Origin of the sequence: Neorhodopirellula pilleata (assembly GCF_007859915.1) — a bacterium.
Taxonomy (GTDB): domain Bacteria; phylum Planctomycetota; class Planctomycetia; order Pirellulales; family Pirellulaceae; genus Rhodopirellula; species Rhodopirellula pilleata.
On record NZ_SJPM01000030.1, the window covers coordinates 1 to 18,881 of the forward strand.

The window sequence follows — 18,881 nt, forward strand, 5'->3', positions numbered from 1 at the left end:
ATCGCTTTGAGCGTGGCGGTTGCGGCAGAACGCGACCAATTGCATCAAAGCAGCCACAGACACTGTAATTTCAAGCGGCGAGTCGATACAAGCTCGTTCTTGATACGCATTCCGCTTGGGTGATCTCAATGTTCCAGCGACCGCCATACATTTCGATGATCGCTTCGGGGCTCAACGCGGGATCGGTCGCAAAGAAACATTCGTTGCGATGAGTCCCGTCCAAATCGATGACATAGACCCAGCGTATGCTCACAATCCCCTTGCCGCTCTTATACCAACAACCCACCCCCGTAAAAACCTTCACGTTCCGCCAACCTCCGCCATACCAACGCACACGCATCTTCTTGCCGCCTTTGCCTGACTTGGCTACCGCCTCGGGGCTTGGAAGCGAACGTCCCTTAACCGGCGGGCGTCCGTTCTTCCCGGCTTTTCTCTTCGGTGGTGGTTCAAAGAGATTAGCATCGGCAACAATCTTGCTCACCAGCGTCAGACGCTCGGCGTGCTTTGCAGCAAAGCGTGCCATCGAGTGTGTTCCATACGCATTATCTCCGGCGAAAATGAATTTCCGCTCGGGAAACCAGTGCATCAGCACCGCCAATAGACCGCACATGATCTCTGCGGCTGTCTTGTGACGTCGTCGCTCCGCCGCACAGGTTTTCTTATCTCGATACAAAGCGACAAGGATCGGCAAAGCAAAAGGGCGGGTGGCGTAGGGAAGCTCAACGAGGATTGCCAGAACGATCCATTTGTGACCGTAGCGAAAGACGGTGTGGGAATGAGAACTGCGAACGGCGTCGCGGTGCCTGGCTTTGCCATAGACTTTCTTACCACGATGACCATCGACCGTTTCATCGCCAACGACCTTGATGGGACCATGGGGCACAAAGCGATTGATCACAAAGCAAGCGACCACCTTAGCAAGTCGAGTGGCGTTCCAACGTCGGTGTGAGAACAGTCGATGAAAGGTCGACGGATTCACCGGTTCGATCAGACTGAGTAACCGCAATACCGCCGAAACGGTGTGATCGCCGACGACGAGAACCGAAGCGGCAAAAAACAAAACCAGTCGCCTGGCGGTCTGAGGTTTCGCGACTGCTGCTGACAAATCATCGAGAAGTGGTTTAAAATCACGAGGCACGCGAATCATAGCAGCTTCCTTGCTTGGGTTTGTAACTGTGAGAAGTCACAATTCTGACGCAGGGAAGCTGCTTTTACCTATACCAATCCGTCAACTCAGCACTCCGCGAAAGCGGAAAAAGTCGAGCTTAATCCTTCCGCCGTGACAGCCGGATCGCGAAGCCAAGCCTGAAAACGAACTACTCATTCACTCGGTTGGAAGCTGTACGTTTGCAAGATCTTTCCATTCTTGTCCACGCGGAACGCGGTACCCTCGGAACCACCGATGATCAGTTCGCCGGCATCGCGGGTCCGGTCCAGGGTGTACAGGTAACCCGCTGGGATTTTTGTATGGGTCTCTCGTCGTCCGTCTGAGGTTCGGTAAACGTCGAAATCGCCGTCGCCGGAAATGAGGCCGATGCGGGCTTCACTACCAAGGTAAACCAACTGCGTGACTTCGGATTTGAGATCGCTGATCGTCCGGGAAGCTTTCTTGGTTTTCAGATCCCAAATTTTCACGACGCCGTCTGCGGCAGCACTGGCGGCTTCACGTCCATCGAGTCCCCAAGCGACTGCGGTGACATGGTGGGTGTGGCCTTCCAAGGTGGCGAGTCGATCCCCAGATTCGACATCCCATAAGTGAACCAATTGGTCAGCGCCCCCGCTGGCAAGAGTCTTGCCATCAGGTGAGAACCGAATGGACATCACGGTGTCGTGGTGTGGGTTGTCAAAGCGACGAAATAGGGTTCGATCGGCCAAGTTCCACAACATCAACTCACCGCTTCGCGATGGGAGTCCACCGCCGGTAGCGAGGTACCGACCGCTGGGATCGATGTCGACGCTCAGAACCCGATCCTCGAAAGGGCTGTCGCCGGTTACCGAGCCGATCATTCGTTCGAGCTGCCACATTGGCTTAGCCACGCGATGCGCGATTAGCGACTGGTTCTGATCTCGAGTGACAAACGTCGTCCCGCCTACGGCGATGATCTCGCCGTCGATGGGCGATGCCCCAAGCCATGTCCCGTTTTCTGCCCACCAATTGACCGACCCGCTTGACTCGCTGGTCTGGTTGGAAACGCTTGGCGTGATGACGACCTTTCCACCGTCCATGACGATCGGTGTGCCGGATGCGGCACGCGACTGTTCGGCGAATGATTTGGATGCCTTTTCTCGATCTTGGCTCTGGGTTACCTCGACTTTGGACCGTTCCACGATCGCCTTCTGACGTTCGGCTTCTTGTCGAAACGAATCGAGTCGCTGTTGGGTTTCGACGTCATCGGCGACTTTTTCGAGACTGTCTTGTTCTGCTTTCATGTTGGCTTCGACTGTCTTCAAATCCATCTCAACTGCGGACTGAATTCGCGCCGCAACGACGACCTCCCATTGATCACGACGAAGTTGTTGCTCTGCGGCCGGATCCGTTTTTGCGATCTCCTGGTATTTGCTCGCGGCGAGGTCGTAGATCCCCAATGAACCGCTCGTCGAAACCACCCAGAGCACCGGTTTTTTTCCTGGCGTGATCGCAATCCCGTCGGCGGGACTCGGTAAAGCACCAATTAACTCGAGCGAATCACCTTGCGAGTTCCATCGCCAAACCTTCCCGGCATCGTTCACGCCGACGACACCCGGCGACTCAGACGCAACGACGTGACTCATTGGCGACGCTTCGCTTGCAAGCGAAGTCGACGTCCACTTGCCATCGTTGTATTGGTATCGCGTTAAATCACCGGACACGTGCCCGCTATAAAACGTTTTGTCGTCGGTAAACGCAGCGCATTTGACATGGGAATGGCAAGGCAACGTTTCGACCACTGCCGAGTCGACTCGCACGACCCGAATCGAATCGGCGAATCCGACCACAGCGATTTGGCCGGAGGGACACAGCGCCAATCCAATCGTATCATGGACGTTTTCCGAATTGGCAACGGACGGGTCGAATCCTTTCATCCAATCCCAACGTTGCTTCCCGAATGATGCGACTGACACCTCACCTTTAACCGAGAAGGTTGCTAAGTGCGTCCCCGGGGAATTGATTGCCACAGCGGCAACCTCGCTGGCGTTGATCATCGGAATGGATACCGGCGAGGTCGATTGCATCCGCCATATCCGAATGTTGCGGTAACCCGCCGAGACCAACGTTTGTCCGTCGGGCGAAAACTTCATCGCATGCACGAAATCATCGTGGGCGGGCCGATGACGGTTGTCGACGAACTGCGTGATCGTTTGGAACGGAGTGTTCGATGCTCGAGTGAACAGCTCGATCCGATTACCGAACGCGACGGCAGAAAGATTTCCGTCCTCGGTGATGGAGGATGCGTAAATCGTATGGAGCGTCGATGGCAGCGGCCGCATCGATGGCTCGTCCGTCGAAGGCGTCTTGGAATTCAATCGCGCCCCCTGTTCGATCCAGCGTTTCAGCAGCACTAGTTCCATCGCGTTTAAGCGTTTGGCTTGAACATCATTATTCTCCGGAGGCATCAACGGTTCATCGGCGTGAGACGCCAACAGGAACATTCGGCTTGCCTCGGGCTGGCCAGGGACCAGTAGATTGTCGGCATCGGAGGACTTGATTGCCGACGGTGACTCGAGGTTCACACCAGCTTCGTCTTTGATACCGTTGTGACAGGCAACGCAGTTCCTCTTGATGATTGGCTCGATGTCGCGGACATACTCGACCAATGGATCGTTCGGTGATTCCGCCGGCGGGACGTCTTCCGCATCGACGTGGATGCCGTATCCCGCGTTGAACAAACTCAATATCAGGATGACCTGCGATGCTTGCGAAAAACGCGGTGATGGCAAAAAGAGCGGACATCGCACCGGGGCGCAATGCGTCCTCGATCTCAAGATCTTCGGGAGTCCAAACATGGCGGGAAATTCGCAGGCGGGGAGTGACAGGAGGGAGCCATAGGATACTCGAAAATCCTGCACCCGACGCCGCCCCAGGATACCTATCGGGGATTCATCTGTTGGCGAAACTCACCGGGTGTTTGATGGACGATGCGTTTGAAGACGACATACATGTATTCCGGGTTTTCGAAGCCGCACAGCGAGGCGATTCGTTCGACCGAAAGATCCGTAGTCGACAACAATTCTCGCACCCTTTTGACTTGCACGTATCGGATCTCTTGTTGAGGCGTTCGCTTGAGATACTTGCGAAACTGTCGCTCCAACGTACTGCGTGAGATAGCGACGGCATTGGTGACATCGTCGACCGAAATGCCACGACATGCGTTGTGGCGGATGAAATGCAACGCGGCCGAAACTTCCCGGTCGGCGATCGCCACCACATCGGTCGAATGGCGTTCGGCAATTCCGATCGGTTCGATAACTTGGGACTGGATCGATTGTTCGGTGCCTTGCATCATCGCGGCCAACAGTTCGGCCGCCCGATACCCGGCGCCGGCGGCGTTGGGGATGACGCTCGATAGCGGAGGCGAGCACATCTGGCACAACAACTCATCATTGTCCACTCCGATCACCGCGACATCTTCGGGAACCGCAATGCCAGTTTTGGAACACGCATCCAAGATTTGTTGACCGCGGACATCGTTCGACGCCATCACACCGGTCGGCGGCGATAGCGATTGCAGCCATTGCACCAAGCGGCGTTGTTCTTCATCGAATGAGAGCGTGCAGGGGCCGAACCAAGCAGTCCGATAGACTTCGCAAGGGAAACCCAAGGCCCCGACGTGCTCGACAAATCCGCTTTCACGCCGCAACGACCACGCTTCACCGACAAAACCACAAAATGCAAAACGCTCGAACCCGCGTTCAATCAAATGTTCGGCCGCCAAACGCCCGATCGCTGCGTCGTCGGAACGAACATGAGGAGTTACATCCGTCGCGTGACGATCGGTCAGTTCGACCATCGGAATGCCCGTCGACCGCACCGCATCGGCCAACTCGGCAGTGGTCGCGCGGGAAATGATGCCATCACCCTTCCAACCGGCGAGCCATTCGGGCGGATCGCGAGTCAAGTCTCGCTGTTCCAGGAACACCGACCAATTATCATGAACCCGCATAAAACGAACGATCCCATGAAGCAGGTCACGGCCGTAACTGGTCGAGGTTTCGACAATCAATGCGACATGGTGTTTATTCATCAAGTAGCCAAGCAAATCAGCAAAACACGCAGCAAAACACGTAGGCGAGTCTCTCCGAGACTCGCAGCACCCAACGTTCTGAAGTGACAAAATATCGTAGTCCCCAGACAACCAAGTTCATAGTGATGCAATCCTAAAGCGTCCAAAATGGAGTCACGTTTATCGATCAGAGCCTTGATCAGCGTCCGACTTCAAGGCTGGTCCGAAAAGGGGCCGCCCACCATCCCGATAGGCTCTCAAAAGTTTGACAAAGTATGAACGTGGCTGAGACTCAACCAACGGCAGCGCCCTCCCGCTCGCATCATTCGACTTGCTCGTTGAATGAACTTGTTCAGAAAGCATGCCAGTGGCATGTCGAGCGGTATCAGGTCGAACCTGAACATGTCGTTGCCGCTCCTGGACGGGTCAATCTGATCGGCGAGCACATCGACTACAACGACGGTTATGTCATGCCGATGGCGATCGAACGCTATGTCGTGATGACCGCGTCGACCAACCGGCAGCAGAACTCGACGGCATCCGCCCGTTTGTATAGCAATGACTTGTCCGAAACGATCAACATTCCTTTAGATCGATCGCTCCAGCAAGCCAGTGGCGGTTGGGCCAGCTATGTCGAAGGTGTGGTCGCGGGATTTCTCGAACGGTTCGGTTCGATTCCCGCGTTTGACGGCGTTGTGGCTTCCGACGTCCCGATCGGCGGAGGGTTATCTAGCAGCGCGGCGCTGGAAGTCGCTACCGCAACGATGCTCGAAGCCTTAACGGGCCATCGAATGGAGTTAACCGATAAAGCATTGCTTTGCCAGCAAGCCGAACATCGCTTTGCCGGAGTTCCTTGCGGCGTGATGGATCAGTTCAGCAGTGTTTTCGGGAAGCCGGATGAATTGATGCTGCTCGATTGTCGTAGCAATGACATCACTGCGGTTCCGTTCGCGGACGATGCGATGACCGTGTTGATCGTCAACAGTTGCGTCAAGCACAACCTGACCGGCGGCGAATATGCGACCCGTCGGCGTCAATGCGAGGAAACGTTGGCAGTATTGGGATCCGAATCCTGGCGCGACGTTAGACTGGCCGACTTGGAAAATGCCCAACCCGATTTGACGGACGAACAATTCAGACGCGGTCGACACGTCGTTACCGAGATCATCCGGACTGGTAAGGCGGCCGATGCGTTTGCCAACGGACGTTGGTCGGACGTCGGTCACGCAATGTACGCGAGCCATGAGTCGCTGCGTGACGATTTTGAAGTCAGTTGCCAGGAACTCGACCAATTGGTCGAAATTGCCCGATCGATGGATGCTAGCGAAGGCGTGATCGGATCACGCATGACCGGTGGAGGATTTGGTGGCTGCACGGTGACGCTGGTAAAAACAGAGAACGTCGCCCGCGTCCAAAATCACCTGTTGAACGAATACAAGCGTCGATCGGGAATTCGCGGCGAGGCCTTCAGCAGTCGTCCGGCGCTGGGGGCGCACGCCATCGCCATAACACGCTAGATTATTGGCTCGGATTCCCACCACCCCTCCCCACACACAAGGTTTGCCGCGTGACGTTGATTACCATCGTTTCGTTCGTATTTTTTACCTCACTCGTTGCCGTCCTCACTTGGTGGATGACGCGAGGCAGCGACGTCGACACCGACGAGGGTTACTTCCTGGCCGGCCGCTCGCTGACCGGAGTTTTCATTGCCGGTTCGCTGCTGCTGACCAATCTCTCGACCGAACAACTCGTCGGTCTCAACGGCGATAGCTTTCGTGACGGATTGTCGGTGATGTGCTGGGAAGTCGTCGCTGGCATTTCGCTGGTGATTTTGGCACTCGTGTTTTTGCCTCGCTATTTGAAATCGGGCATCGCCACGATTCCTCAATTCTTGGAGGAGCGTTTTGGTCGGTCGGTGAGGGCCCTAACGGCGGCGATTTTCATCGTCGCTTACATGCTGATTCTGTTACCGTTTGTTTTGTTTCTTGGTGCGAACGGGCTCAACGGGATGCTCGGGCTCGACGCAAAATTTGGCGTGAGCGACTACCAAATGATTTGGATCTTGCTCGTCTTCATCGCCACCCTCGGTGGTGCCTATGCCATCTTCGGCGGCCTACGGGCGATCGCCGTTTCGGACACGTTCAACGGTGCCGGATTGCTCGTCGGCGGCTTGATGATCACGTTCTTTTCGTTGCAACTGATCGCCGGTTCCGAAGGTGGTTTTACCGACGCGTTTGCGAAGATCCAGGAAGCCGACCCGGATGCGTTTCGCTCGCTCGGTGCGGCCGACGAATCGACCCACTGGCCAACACTGTTCACCGGCGTGTTGTTGTTGAACTTTTTCTACTGGACGACGAATCAGCAAATCATCCAGCGAACCTTTGGTGCCAAGAATCTCGCCGAAGGGCAAAAAGGCGTTTTATTGGCCGCGTTCTTCAAGATCCTTGCTCCTTCGATCCTCGTCCTTCCTGGCATCGCGGCGGCTTATTTGGTTCTCGCGGCCGAAGACCCGCAGATGATCGAAACGGTCGGCCGAACCGCCAATGGTGAGTGGGATAGCAGCCGCGCATACGGTTCGTTGGTCGCCCGTGTATTGCCCGAATGGTTACTCGGATTCTTCGCCGCCGTCGTGATGGGATCGATCCTCTCAACGTTCAACTCGGTACTCAACTCCGCAGCGACTTTGTTTTCGCTCGACGTTTACAAGCAATACTTGAACCCTGCGGCGACAAGCAAACAAGTTCGTTACTCCGGCCAAGTCTGCAGTTTCATTGTCGCGGTGCTTGCCGTGATCGCGGCCCCGTTGGTGTTTTACGGACGCGGTGGTGTCTTCAGTTTCTTCCAAGGCCTCAACGGCGTTTACTTCATCCCGCTCGCTGCAGTGATCATGATCGGCTTGTTCCACAAAACGGCCGACGGACGCTCGGCCATGGTCGCTCTGATTACGGGTCTGGTGCTGATGGTCTTGGGAACGTTTTTCAGCGGGGGCGAGGAAGGCTGGCTTGCCTCCATCTTCGGCAACGCTTTTCACTACATGGGTGCGGTGTTCTTGCTGTTGATCGTTTTGCAATTGGCGATGGTGGCGATGGGAATCCGACGCGACACGCCGTACGTCCAACAAGACGCCAAGCTCGTCGACTTAACGCCGTGGAAGCCTGCCCCGTACGTCGGCGGCGGATTAGTCTTATTGTGCCTCAGCGTTTATGCGTTCTTTGCCGTGTAAACTACCAACGAAACCTGCCCAAAAGCGGCCACGTCACGATAGTACAAGCCCGACCCGCAGCGGTCTGTTGATTTAATCGTTTAACGGCAAGCCGCAGGCGACAGAGATTGAAAACGCAGGCGCCTGCGGCTTGCCGTTAAACGAAACACCCAAACGTGCACTAAATCAATACGCGGGTAAGCTATTGTACTCGCTGCTGACGAGAAGTTTGAAACGAATCCCCTCGCTTGCGCGTCGGGCTTGTATCCATTGCGTTCAAAAATCACCGAACTCGGCGATAACTGATATCGAAACGATTTGCCATCATCCAGTCCCCTAAAACTAAGGCCACTCTCCATGAAACCACTGACTCTGATCCTATCGGCATTCCTTTTGGTCGTCGCAACGCTCGACCAAGCCAACGCCCAAGTCGAAGATTTCGATTCGATCCGGCTATACACCCTAAAGAATGAATCCGGTATGACGGTCAAAGTGACCAACTACGGCGCGATCATCACCTCGCTGACCGCTCCGGATCGCAACGGTCATTTCGCGGATGTGGTCTTGGGCTACAACCGGGTCGAAGATTACATCAACGCCGTCGACAAGCCATACTTCGGCGCGATCGTCGGCCGTTACGGAAATCGTATCGCCGCCGGTGAATTCACACTCGACGGCGAAACATACACATTGCTCAAGAACAACGGCCCGAATCATCTTCACGGTGGTGCGATCGGTTTCGACAAAGTCGTTTGGGACGCGGACTTCGACCCTTCCAATCAGTCGATCGCCTTGTCTTATTTGGCCAAAGATAAAGAGGAAGGGTATCCCGGCAACTTGCAATTGACCGTCACGTACACGTTGACTAACGACAACGAATTGATCGTCGACTACCATGCGACAACAGACAAAGCCACTCCGGTCAACGTGACCCAGCACTCGTACTTCAACCTCAAGGGAGAAGGCGAAGGCAAAATTTTGGATCACGAGTTGATGATCAACGCCAAGAAGTTCACCCCGGTCGACGAAGGCTTGATCCCGACCGGAGAGTTAGCGAACGTCGCCGGCACTCCATTTGACTTCACGAGTGCAAAACCGATCGGCCGTGACATCGGCCAAGAAGATCAACAACTGACCTACGGTGGTGGCTTTGATCATAACTGGGTGTTGAACAAAGGTGACGATGACGATGCCCTGACTCTGGCAGCTCGAGTCTATGAACCGACAACGGGCCGAGTGATGGAGATCCACACGACCGAACCGGGCATCCAGTTTTATTGTGGTAACTTCTTGGACGGTCGCTTGATCGGCAAGTCGGGCAAAGCTTACGTGCACCGTGGTGGATTTTGCTTGGAAACGCAGCACTACCCGGACAGTCCGAACCAAGAAACTTTCCCTTCGACGATTCTTCGGCCGGGACAAGAGCATCAAACTCAAACGATCTTCAAATTCTCCGCCAAGTAAAGCTCAACACAACGACTGGACGGACGCCGGATGTCTCGAATCGAAACAACCGGCGCTGAGCAACAATGCACAAGTAAGCCCGCAAAACACATAGGCGAGTCTCTACGAGACTCGCAACATTCAGCGTTTCGGAGAGACGCTGCGACGTGCGTTTAGCCTAGAGACTTATGTCCATGCGCTTAGCAGCACGTGAACATTAACTGCCACTTATTGTTCACCCGAAGCGTTAGCTCTGAAGTTGCACTTTTGTCTGTGGCATTGGTTTTTCGTAACCCGCTGCGTGAGCGAGGGATGAGTCATTGTCAATTATCCCTCGCTGACGCTTCGGGTTACGATTAAATCAACAGCCCGCTACCGCCCATCATCTTATTGGCAAACAATCTTAACCCCACTATGACGAATCACCTTATGCGACTGTTCCTATCGGCGGCTTATGTGCTGCTTATCGCTTCCATGACACATGCACAAGAGGCGTCTCAATCCCAAAACACTCCGGCCGTCTCATCAATCGTTGATCAATGGCGATATCTACTCAAACGACCAACGCCAAGATGGACGGCATCCGACTTCGATGATTCGAATTGGCTTGAGGGAGATGGCGGATTCGGCACGGTCGATACTCCCAACTCGCGAGTGGGAACGATCTGGGAAGGGCAACACATCTGGTTGCGAAAGAACGTCGAACTGAGCACCGTTCCCAAACAGCCCGCATTGTGGATCTACCACGACGAAGATGCCGAGGTTTATATCAACGGAGCCCAAGTTGCCAAACTCGCCGGTTATACGACCCAGTACACAAGCGTTCCGTTGATTGGTGAGGCCGCGACCGCGATCGCGACCGGTCGAAATGTCATGGCGGTTCACTGCGAACAGCGAACCGGCGGCCAGTTCATCGACGTGCATCTTTATGATGCCGCCAACGGCGTTCCGAAGTTGCCCAAGCCGGAACGAAGCAAGTTTCCGTTTCGATCCGAGCTGTTCACCCAATGGGGTGCGGACGTAACGGCCGAGAACGCCTGGACGGAGTATCCCCGCCCCCAATTGCGACGTGATCAATGGCGAAACCTGAACGGTGAATGGGATTACGCGATCACCGACGAGGTCCAAGCCACACCACCATCGACCTGGGACGGGACGTTCTTGGTTCCCTTTAGTTTGGAATCCAAACTCGGGGGCGTGCAGCGATTGCTCGATTCATCCGAAGCGATTTGGTATCACCGCACATTCGATCATGATTCCACGGACGGTGAGCGACAAATGCTGAATTTTGAAGCCGTCGACTATGAATGCGAAGTGTGGATCAATGGAACATCCGTGGGAACACACCGCGGCGGATGCACGCCGTTCTCCTTCGATGTTACCGACGCATTGAAATCGGGTTCGAATGACTTAATCGTTCGTGTTGAAGACGACACCGAAGGTTTTCAACTCAACGGTAAGCAGTCGATCACTCCGCGTGGGATCTGGTACACCCAAGTATCCGGCATTTGGCAAACCGTCTGGATGGAGGCGGTTCCGATGCAATCGATCGATGACTTGAAAATCTCGACGGACGCGAAAACCGGATCAATCCAAGTTCAAGCCATCACTTCGCAGCGTGCGAACGTGCGAGTTCGTATCAAGGTTGGCGACCAAGTGGTCGGGACGGGCGGGTCGTCGGACGGAGGGCCGATCAAGGCATCGATCTCAAATGCGAAGTTATGGTCACCATCGTCACCACACCTTTATGACATCGAAGTCACGTTGCTCGATGCGTCTGGCAAGGAAGTCGATCGGGTTGAATCCTACGCGGGGATTCGTGACGTCGGTAAATCGACCGACGATTCCGGCAATGTTCACTTCACGCTCAACGGCAACAAGATTTTTCATTGGGGCCCCTTGGATCAAGGCTGGTGGCCCGACGGATTGCTGACTCCTCCGTCCGACGAAGCGATGTTGTTCGATATCGAGTGGCTCAAGGCGGCCGGTTTCAATATGATCCGCAAGCACATCAAGGTGGAACCTCGTCGCTATTACTATCACTGCGACCGCTTGGGCATGATGGTTTGGCAGGACCAAGTCAGCGGCGGAACCAACCCTCCGTGGACGCGGTTACAACCCGATCCTCAAGATGCCGCATGGCCGCTCGAGGCACATGAACAATTCATGATCGAATTCGAGGCGATGATCTCGACCCTCGAAAATCATCCTTCGATCGTTGTGTGGACACCATTCAACGAAGCCTGGGGCCAACATCAAACGATCGAGGTCGGCAAATGGACGCAGCAGCGAGATCCGTCGCGATCGGTCAACATCGCCAGCGGAGGCAATTTCTGGCCGGTCGGAGACGTCGTGGATCATCACGAGTACCCCCACCCCGGCTTTCCGTTTGATCGAGGCGAGGGAGGACGGTTTGACGGCTTCATTAAAGTCGTCGGTGAGTTCGGTGGCCACGGCTATCCGGTTCAGGGACATCTGTGGGATTCCAACCGACGCAATTGGGGCTACGGAGGATTGCCGCAGAACGAAGCGGAGTACAAAGATCGCTATGCCACGTCCATTCGAATGTTGACCGACCTGCAGGCTCAAGGCATCGCGGCAGGTGTCTATACTCAAACTACCGATGTCGAAGGCGAGATCAACGGTTTGATGACCTACGACCGCAAGGTAATCAAGATCCCCGCTGAAGAATTGGCCGAACTACACAAAGCGCTCTTCAATTCAAACTGAACGCCGGGAGTGATTCAAGCCGGCACGCATCCATCGATCGCTTGTCGCAGCGAAGTGCAGAATTGCTTCACTTCGCTGGCCGTTTCTTCGGTAACGCTTAGGCCTTTTTCCTGCGCACGCGATGCAGCCTCGGCGATCCGCCGAACGATCGCCGAGCCCACGATCAGCCCGTCACAAATCGGTGCCAACTGGGAAGCGGTCTCCGGGCCGCTGATTCCGAACCCGATGCAAACGGGAAGCTCAGTCTGGTCGCGCAACCATGTCACGTTGTCGACAATATCCGAAGGCAACGCGGAACGTTCGCCGGTAATGCCCGTGACCGAAACGTAGTATAGGAATCCGGTCGTCAATTCGACGATTCGCTTTTGGCGTTCTCGAGTCGTCGTCGGCGTCACCAATTGGATCAAGTCGAACCCGGCGGCTCGGCAGACCTTACTGAGCGGTTCGGCTTCTTCGACGAGCAAATCGGGAACGATCGCGCCGCAATAGCCCGCTTGCATGGCTCGTTCGACATACGCCTGCATTCCGATCCGGTGAATGATCGAATAGCTGACCATCGTGACACGAGGCATTGTTTCGCCATCGGCCTGAGGAAGATCGTTGGTCAATCGCGTTCCGAGGTCGAACAGGTGTTGCAATCGGAAACCCGAGTCGAGCGCCCGTTGATAGGACGCTTGGATCACCGGCCCGTCGGCGATCGGGTCACTGTAGGGAACGCCGACCTCACACAGATCCGCACCGGCGGAACGGGCGGCCTCGATCACCGCCTGAGTGACCTCGATACTGGGATCGCCGGCGGTAACAAACGGCATCAGTGCCTTGCGATTCTGTTTTTGGAGCGAGCGGAAAAGACGCTGAAGGTCAGACATGCCGAGAACCTAAATCATGGAAGCAAAAAAGTTGCCACCAGATTAAGGATCTCGCCTCATTCCGACAACACGCCAAAGACCGGACGCGTGGGCACCGGATGATACTTGGGCCAAGGAACTTCGGGCGGTTTCTCGGGCTTGGCCGCGACATGTCCGTTCGCGTCAAGGTCCAACGCGCAAGCGCCCGGCGGTAGGTCCAACAGGCCGATCTCGGAAGCCACGTGCGATCCGCAATCGGCGTGCGACGCCACAACCACACCGCCCTCGGAAACCAATTCGGCCGTCGTCGCTGCGATCGTCCTAGACGGATTCGCTTTCCAATCGCCAAGCAAACCACCTTGATCGAGCGGATCATGCAGCCGTTGGCTCGGCACGCCGAGGGCCAAACAACCGGTCGAGGCAACCGACGTCAGCACACCCCAAAGAGCCAAAACGAGGCGAAACCTCCAAGGCAATTCAGCGGCTCGGTGAGTCAGGGACGTATCCATGTAAAAATAGATCGACCGCTGCAATCGCTTCCTTTAGAAAAAATCTCCCAACCGTCAAACTTCGCCAGTTCACCGCTCGGTTGCAGGAAGGCGGAGGACTTATTTGCGACGGGTCGCCTTGGACTTTCGCTTGCGTCCGGACTTGGTGCCTTGGTCGCCCTGGTCGATCCGAACTTTAATTCGCTCAAAGCTAATCTGAGGTCCGGGACGTCGGCCCCGGCGGACACCGCTTTGCACCGGCGTGAATCTCGCGCCGGCCGGTTGCAATAACTTCGTCAAACAATAGCTGTTGATCGTCAGTTCCAACTCTTCGGCCTCACGGACGGCTGCGGCGTGTAGGCTTCGCGGCAGTCGAACCGTGATCACTCGCTCCGGCTCGTGGGCTCCCGCTTTGGAGTCGTCTTGGCTGCGGATCGCGGTGACCATTTCAAGCAAGTCGGCAAACTGAGGCGACTTCTCGAAATATCGACGGGCCTCCGGTGTGTCGTAGAGCTGGTCGACGACGCCGCCCGGCCCGAGTAGCTCGCGATAGAAAACAACCCAACTTCCCGTCTTGGCGAATGCCTCTTCCGCCATCCTCAGGACCAAGCCGGGCCGGTCTTGCATCGGCACGTTGTCGGGGATCTCCGGCAGGTCGAGCGATACGATCGGCAGCTCGTCGACGTGTCCGGGCAAACTCATCACCGCAGCGGAGGCTTCCGCTTTGATCGGCGTCCCGCCTTTCTGGGAACGACCCGCTGCTCGGGCGGCCGCCTCGTGCTTCTGAGCCGCTTCCTTCCTCTTGACCATCGCGACCACGTCGCTGGCATAGACGGGGCTGTCGCCGGTCGAGGATGAGGCCCCGGATTCCGGCGAAGCTTTCTCGGAACGTTTCGCGTTCGCCATCATCGCCGACGAAGTGCGGCTGGTGGGGTTCGACTTCTTGCCCGGTTTGGAAGAGGACGTCATGTCAGGTCCGATATCGCTGGTTCAGGAGGACACGCCGGCGACACCACATCCGCTCGGCCGTGTTGGTGCGTCCATCCTGGCGTCCGATCAAACGCCATCGCGTAACCATTGCTAGCAATGGGACTTAGGATTGCCTGCAAAGCGTGCACTCTTTTTAAGCAGCCCGCCCGAGCGAAGGGGCCGGCGGTCGTGCACGCTTTTTGCGCAGCCTCCAGCAGGCCGTTCTCAAAGTGTCCAAGCTGCATCGTCTGTCAAGAAAGTTGGAAAAACCTGCCTGACCGCCGAGCGAGTTCATGGCCGCGATCGCTGATCGCCGGTAAGCTGCCGGGGTGGCAGCCGCCGAACAGTCGCGACGATTGCGGAGGGCGCAAGGTTCAAGAAACTAGTGGAGTCATTGATGCGATTTGAAGACGTGGTGTTGGCGGGGATCGGCGTGACCATCCCAGAGGAAAGCTGGTCCAGCGATGAGCTGGAACGGCGACTCCATCCGCTCTACTCACGACTGCGACTACCCGAGGGACGACTCTCGCTGATGAGCGGTATCGAGGAACGCCGGGTCTGGCCGGCGGGAACGATGCCGAGCGGTCCGAGCGTCACCTCAGGTTTGGCGGCGATCGACGCAGCCAAAGTCGAACTGGATTCGATCGGGGCCCTTATCCACGCGAGTGTCTGCCGCGACTTCCTGGAACCGGCGACGGCATCCAAAGTCCACCACGAGATGGGACTGAGAAAAGACTGCTGGGTTTACGACGTCTCCAATGCTTGCTTGGGCGTCCTCAACGGGGCCGTCCAAATCGCCGGAATGATCGGCGCGGGCATGATCCGAGCGGGCGTCGTCGTGGGAACCGAAAACAGTCGCCCCTTGCTGGAAGCAACCATCGAGAGCCTCAACGCGGACGAGTCGTTGACCCGGCAGAGCGTCAAGCCGGCGTTCGCATCGTTGACGATCGGCTCGGGTAGCTGCGCGCTGGCGGTCTGCCATCGAGATCTGTGTCCCGACGGGACTCCTCTCCAATTCGCCATCGCGGAAGCCAATACCGCTTTCAATGACTTGTGCCGCAGCAACCAAGACACCGCCGGTGCCGACATGCGACCGTTGATGGACACCGATTCGGAACGGTTGATGGCCGAAGGCATCGCGACCGGCGTCGCGGGGCTGGAGCGTCTTCTAGCCGAATCCGGTTGGCGGCGAGATTCGATCGAAGCGACCGTTTGCCATCAAGTCGGCACGCGACACCGGGCAGCGATGATCGAGGCGATGGGGCTGAACCTAGCCACCGACTCGGTCTCCTTCCCGGTACTAGGTAACACCGGCTCGGTCGCGTTACCGCTGACGGTGGCCACCGCGATCGAGCGTGGCGAGCTTGTCTCGGGCAAGCGAGCGGCACTTTTGGGTATCGGCTCGGGGATCAACAGCGTCATGATCGGATCAACCTGGGGAACGACGCCGGTGGCGGGCCGATGGTCGGGATTGCTCGAGTCGCTGCAGTCGCTTGGGCCTCAGGGTGCCGTCGCCCTATAATGACAAAGCGAACAGCATCGCTTACCAATTTCCTTCGATTTAAAAAGAGATCCGCCGTGCGTCGGTTTTTCAATTCACTTGCACTTTCTTCTTCGGTCAAGCCGATCCGCCGAGTCGTTCGGTTGGTCGGATTGGCGATGGTGTTTTTCTGGCAAGTCAGCTCGGCGAGTCCGGTATCGGCTCAATCGGGCACGGAGTCACCCGTCCAAGACCAAGCGGCCGATCAATCGGCAACCGATCAAGCAGAGTCCACGGTCGACGCCCCGCTTTATGTCCGAGTCCTCCGCGGCGAGAACGACGAACCGCTCGCGTTGCAGACGGCCATCGTTCGGTATGTCGGCAAACCGAAAACGGAGTTCGCTGGAAAGATCGTCGACTTGATCGGTGTCGTTCACATCGGCCAGGCGGAATACTACACCGAGCTCGACAAACGGCTCGGAACTTACGACAAGGTGCTCTATGAGTTGGTCGCACCCGACGGCACGCGAATCCGGCCGGAGGACTTGCAGCAACGTCGCTCTTTACTTGCGTCGGTGCAAACGGGCATGAAAGACATGCTGAACTTGGAATACCAGCTCGAAAAGATCGACTACATGGCCAAGAACTTTCGGCACGCGGACATGAGCCCCGAGGAGTTCAGCGAGGACCTTGAGAGTCGAGGCGACAGTGTTTGGAAAATGCTCGCTCGGATGATGGGAGCGGGCATCGCCACGCAATCCAAAAACGGAGGGGAAGCCGGCATCTTGATGGCGCTGTTCAGCAAAGATCGCTCGAAATTGATGAAGCGGGCGATGGCGGGACAGCTCGTGGACATTGAAATGGTGTCGGCGGGTCTGAACGACGCCGACGGCGAGAACACGCTCATCAAAGGCCGTAATCGCAAAGCGTTCGAAATCCTTCGTGACGAATTGCAACAGGGCTCGCAAACGGTGGGAGTGTTTTATGGGGCCGGTCACCTACCCGACATGGCCGAACGGCTTCAGGAACAGTTCGACATGGAGCCGACCACCACCGATTGGCTCGACGCCTGGGATCTGACCCGAAATTAGGGAGTTCATCGGCTGAGAAATTAGGATAGAATAGCGAAGGAGACAGCAACGACGCTCAATTCAGCGACACGCCTCACTCTTCCAACGATTCATTGCATCTTTTCGATCATCCTTCCATCGATCATTCATGACCTCGCCACTTAAAGCCATGCGGGATTTGCTCCGCGACGATCCTCGATACAAACTTGATGCGTACCAGTTTATCCGCGAGTCGTTGCAATACGCTCACGAGAACCTCGATCGTATCGGGCCGCTCAAGTACGGCGAAAACGATTCGCCTGACATCGATTCGCCTCGGCACTTGACCGGACAGCAGCTTTGCGAAGCCTGCCGGCTGTACGCGATCGATCAATACGGCTATTTGGCCAAGATGGTACTGGCAAGTTGGGGTTTGAAGTCGACGGGCGATTTTGGCGAGCTGGTCTACAACTTGATCCGCATCGAACAAATGCGAAAAAGCGAAAGCGATAGCCGCGAGGACTTCGATAACGTGTACTCCTTCGACGAAGCCTTCCAACCGCAATTTGAACTGGTTACCGATGAAACGGAATGAAACGAAGAAACCTTCGACATGCTTCTCCGCCCGAAGCTTATCCGCCCGATCGCTCCTGATCGGGTTTCTTTTTATCATGATCGGTGGCAGTGCACTCACTGAATCTCAAGGTCAAGATCACCCGCGTCCGATCGAGAAGGCTCGACGAACTTACATGGGACGGATCGTGGCGCAACCTATGTCGCACCTGGGTGCGTCGTGGCTTGTGCGGCCTGAACGAAACGACGAAGAGAACGCGACCGAAGCGTTCGACCAACTCGGGATCGAACCCGGCATGACCCTCGTTGACTTGGGTTGCGGTAATGGCTTTTGGACGTTGCCGATGGCCAAGGCCTGCCGCATTGCGACCGCCGACCAACCGGCAACACCCGCGAACGGTACCAGTTCGGAAACGCCTGATTACACCGGTGAAGTTCTCGCCGTGGATATTCAACGCGAGATGCTGCAAAAACTTCGCGCCAACATGGCCCGGGCAAAAGTCGAAAACATCGTCCCAATTTTGGGAAAGGTTGACGACCCGAATCTGCCCAAGAACGAAGTCGACATGGTGTTGCTCGTCGATGTTTACCATGAGTTTTCGCATCCCGAGTCGATGCTTTGGGCGATTCGCGAAAGCCTCAAGCCCGAGGGCGTGATTGCGTTGTTGGAATACCGCGCCGAAGACCCTGAGGTGCCGATCAAGCCGCTGCACAAGATGCCCAAGTCGCAAATCATCAAAGAGTACACCGCGTCTAGGCTCAAACTGGTCCGCGAGTACAACGAGCTACCGTGGCAGCACCTGATGTTCTTCGCCCGGGACGACAGCCCTCTGCCGGCGATCGAACCGAAGTAAACCCCATCACCCATCGTGGCGGGTTGGAATTGACTGGACGCTAT

14 protein-coding genes are annotated in these 18,881 nt (G+C 56.3%); 8 read left to right on the forward strand and 6 right to left on the reverse strand.

Features of this window, described 5'->3' with window-relative positions; translation table 11 throughout:
* Nucleotides 1–70: 70 nt before the first annotated feature.
* The 3 genes from Pla100_RS28725 to Pla100_RS28735 form a co-directional block, all read right to left on the reverse strand.
* Nucleotides 71–1,147, reverse strand: a complete 1,077-nt coding sequence (locus Pla100_RS28725; RefSeq protein WP_146582567.1) for an IS701 family transposase — start codon at nucleotides 1,145–1,147, stop codon at nucleotides 71–73.
* Between the two features lie 173 nt (nucleotides 1,148–1,320).
* On the reverse strand, nucleotides 1,321–3,936 hold the full coding sequence (locus Pla100_RS28730; protein WP_197168316.1) for a WD40 domain-containing protein: 2,616 nt from the start codon (nucleotides 3,934–3,936) through the stop codon (nucleotides 1,321–1,323).
* A gap of 131 nt (nucleotides 3,937–4,067) precedes the next feature.
* Nucleotides 4,068–5,222, reverse strand: a complete 1,155-nt coding sequence (locus Pla100_RS28735) for an AraC family transcriptional regulator (protein ID WP_197168317.1) — start codon at nucleotides 5,220–5,222, stop codon at nucleotides 4,068–4,070.
* Nucleotides 5,223–5,539: 317 nt separating this feature from the next.
* On the opposite strand from Pla100_RS28735, the gene galK reads away from it, so the two are divergent.
* The 4 genes from galK (at nucleotide 5,540) to Pla100_RS28755 (ending at nucleotide 12,576) form a co-directional block, all read left to right on the forward strand.
* Nucleotides 5,540–6,718, forward strand: coding sequence for a galactokinase (galK, locus tag Pla100_RS28740; RefSeq protein WP_197168318.1), 1,179 nt, complete (start codon nucleotides 5,540–5,542; stop codon nucleotides 6,716–6,718).
* Between the two features lie 50 nt (nucleotides 6,719–6,768).
* Nucleotides 6,769–8,424, forward strand: coding sequence for a solute:sodium symporter family transporter (locus Pla100_RS28745; protein ID WP_146582573.1), 1,656 nt, complete (start codon nucleotides 6,769–6,771; stop codon nucleotides 8,422–8,424).
* 336 nt (nucleotides 8,425–8,760) lie between these two features.
* On the forward strand, nucleotides 8,761–9,867 hold the full coding sequence (locus Pla100_RS28750; protein ID WP_146582575.1) for an aldose epimerase family protein: 1,107 nt from the start codon (nucleotides 8,761–8,763) through the stop codon (nucleotides 9,865–9,867).
* Nucleotides 9,868–10,260: 393 nt separating this feature from the next.
* A complete protein-coding gene (locus Pla100_RS28755; RefSeq protein WP_390620675.1) occupies nucleotides 10,261–12,576 on the forward strand; it encodes a glycoside hydrolase family 2 protein in 2,316 nt (771 codons plus the stop codon).
* A gap of 14 nt (nucleotides 12,577–12,590) precedes the next feature.
* Here the strand turns inward: Pla100_RS28755 and trpA are convergent, their stop codons facing one another.
* The 3 genes from trpA to Pla100_RS28770 form a co-directional block, all read right to left on the reverse strand.
* Nucleotides 12,591–13,445, reverse strand: coding sequence for a tryptophan synthase subunit alpha (gene trpA / locus Pla100_RS28760; RefSeq protein WP_146582577.1), 855 nt, complete (start codon nucleotides 13,443–13,445; stop codon nucleotides 12,591–12,593).
* 56 nt (nucleotides 13,446–13,501) lie between these two features.
* Nucleotides 13,502–13,933, reverse strand: a complete 432-nt coding sequence (locus Pla100_RS28765) for a hypothetical protein (protein ID WP_231603751.1) — start codon at nucleotides 13,931–13,933, stop codon at nucleotides 13,502–13,504.
* 99 nt (nucleotides 13,934–14,032) lie between these two features.
* On the reverse strand, nucleotides 14,033–14,881 hold the full coding sequence (locus Pla100_RS28770) for a hypothetical protein (protein WP_146582579.1): 849 nt from the start codon (nucleotides 14,879–14,881) through the stop codon (nucleotides 14,033–14,035).
* 397 nt (nucleotides 14,882–15,278) lie between these two features.
* Between Pla100_RS28770 and Pla100_RS28775 the strand changes: the two genes are divergently transcribed.
* The 4 genes from Pla100_RS28775 (at nucleotide 15,279) to Pla100_RS28790 (ending at nucleotide 18,837) form a co-directional block, all read left to right on the forward strand.
* Nucleotides 15,279–16,403, forward strand: coding sequence for a 3-oxoacyl-ACP synthase III (locus tag Pla100_RS28775; RefSeq protein ID WP_146582581.1), 1,125 nt, complete (start codon nucleotides 15,279–15,281; stop codon nucleotides 16,401–16,403).
* A 137-nt stretch (nucleotides 16,404–16,540) separates the two neighbouring features.
* Nucleotides 16,541–17,452, forward strand: coding sequence for a TraB/GumN family protein (locus Pla100_RS28780; RefSeq protein ID WP_146582600.1), 912 nt, complete (start codon nucleotides 16,541–16,543; stop codon nucleotides 17,450–17,452).
* Nucleotides 17,453–17,579: 127 nt separating this feature from the next.
* Nucleotides 17,580–18,005: a Minf_1886 family protein gene (locus Pla100_RS28785; protein WP_146582583.1), complete on the forward strand. Its 426-nt coding sequence runs from the start codon at nucleotides 17,580–17,582 to the stop codon at nucleotides 18,003–18,005.
* Between the two features lie 76 nt (nucleotides 18,006–18,081).
* Nucleotides 18,082–18,837 carry a class I SAM-dependent methyltransferase gene (locus Pla100_RS28790; RefSeq protein ID WP_146582602.1) on the forward strand — a complete coding sequence of 252 codons (756 nt, stop codon included), beginning with the start codon at nucleotides 18,082–18,084 and terminating at the stop codon, nucleotides 18,835–18,837.
* Nucleotides 18,838–18,881: the final 44 nt, after the last annotated feature.

Bases quoted from the DNA above. Each gene is read 5' to 3' on its own strand.
- Pla100_RS28725 (WP_146582567.1), bottom strand. From the start codon at position 1,147: ATGATTCGCGTGCCTCGTGATTTTAAACCACTTCTCGATGATTTGTCA.
- Pla100_RS28735 (WP_197168317.1), bottom strand. From the start codon at position 5,222: ATGAATAAACACCATGTCGCATTGATTGTCGAAACCTCGACCAGTTAC.
- Pla100_RS28755 (WP_390620675.1), top strand. From the start codon at position 10,261: ATGACGAATCACCTTATGCGACTGTTCCTATCGGCGGCTTATGTGCTG.
- Pla100_RS28770 (WP_146582579.1), bottom strand. From the start codon at position 14,881: ATGACGTCCTCTTCCAAACCGGGCAAGAAGTCGAACCCCACCAGCCGC.
- Pla100_RS28750 (WP_146582575.1), top strand. From the start codon at position 8,761: ATGAAACCACTGACTCTGATCCTATCGGCATTCCTTTTGGTCGTCGCA.
- trpA (WP_146582577.1), bottom strand. From the start codon at position 13,445: ATGTCTGACCTTCAGCGTCTTTTCCGCTCGCTCCAAAAACAGAATCGC.
- Pla100_RS28785 (WP_146582583.1), top strand. From the start codon at position 17,580: ATGACCTCGCCACTTAAAGCCATGCGGGATTTGCTCCGCGACGATCCT.
- Pla100_RS28790 (WP_146582602.1), top strand. From the start codon at position 18,082: ATGATCGGTGGCAGTGCACTCACTGAATCTCAAGGTCAAGATCACCCG.
- Pla100_RS28780 (WP_146582600.1), top strand. From the start codon at position 16,541: ATGGTGTTTTTCTGGCAAGTCAGCTCGGCGAGTCCGGTATCGGCTCAA.
- Pla100_RS28775 (WP_146582581.1), top strand. From the start codon at position 15,279: ATGCGATTTGAAGACGTGGTGTTGGCGGGGATCGGCGTGACCATCCCA.
- Pla100_RS28765 (WP_231603751.1), bottom strand. From the start codon at position 13,933: ATGGATACGTCCCTGACTCACCGAGCCGCTGAATTGCCTTGGAGGTTT.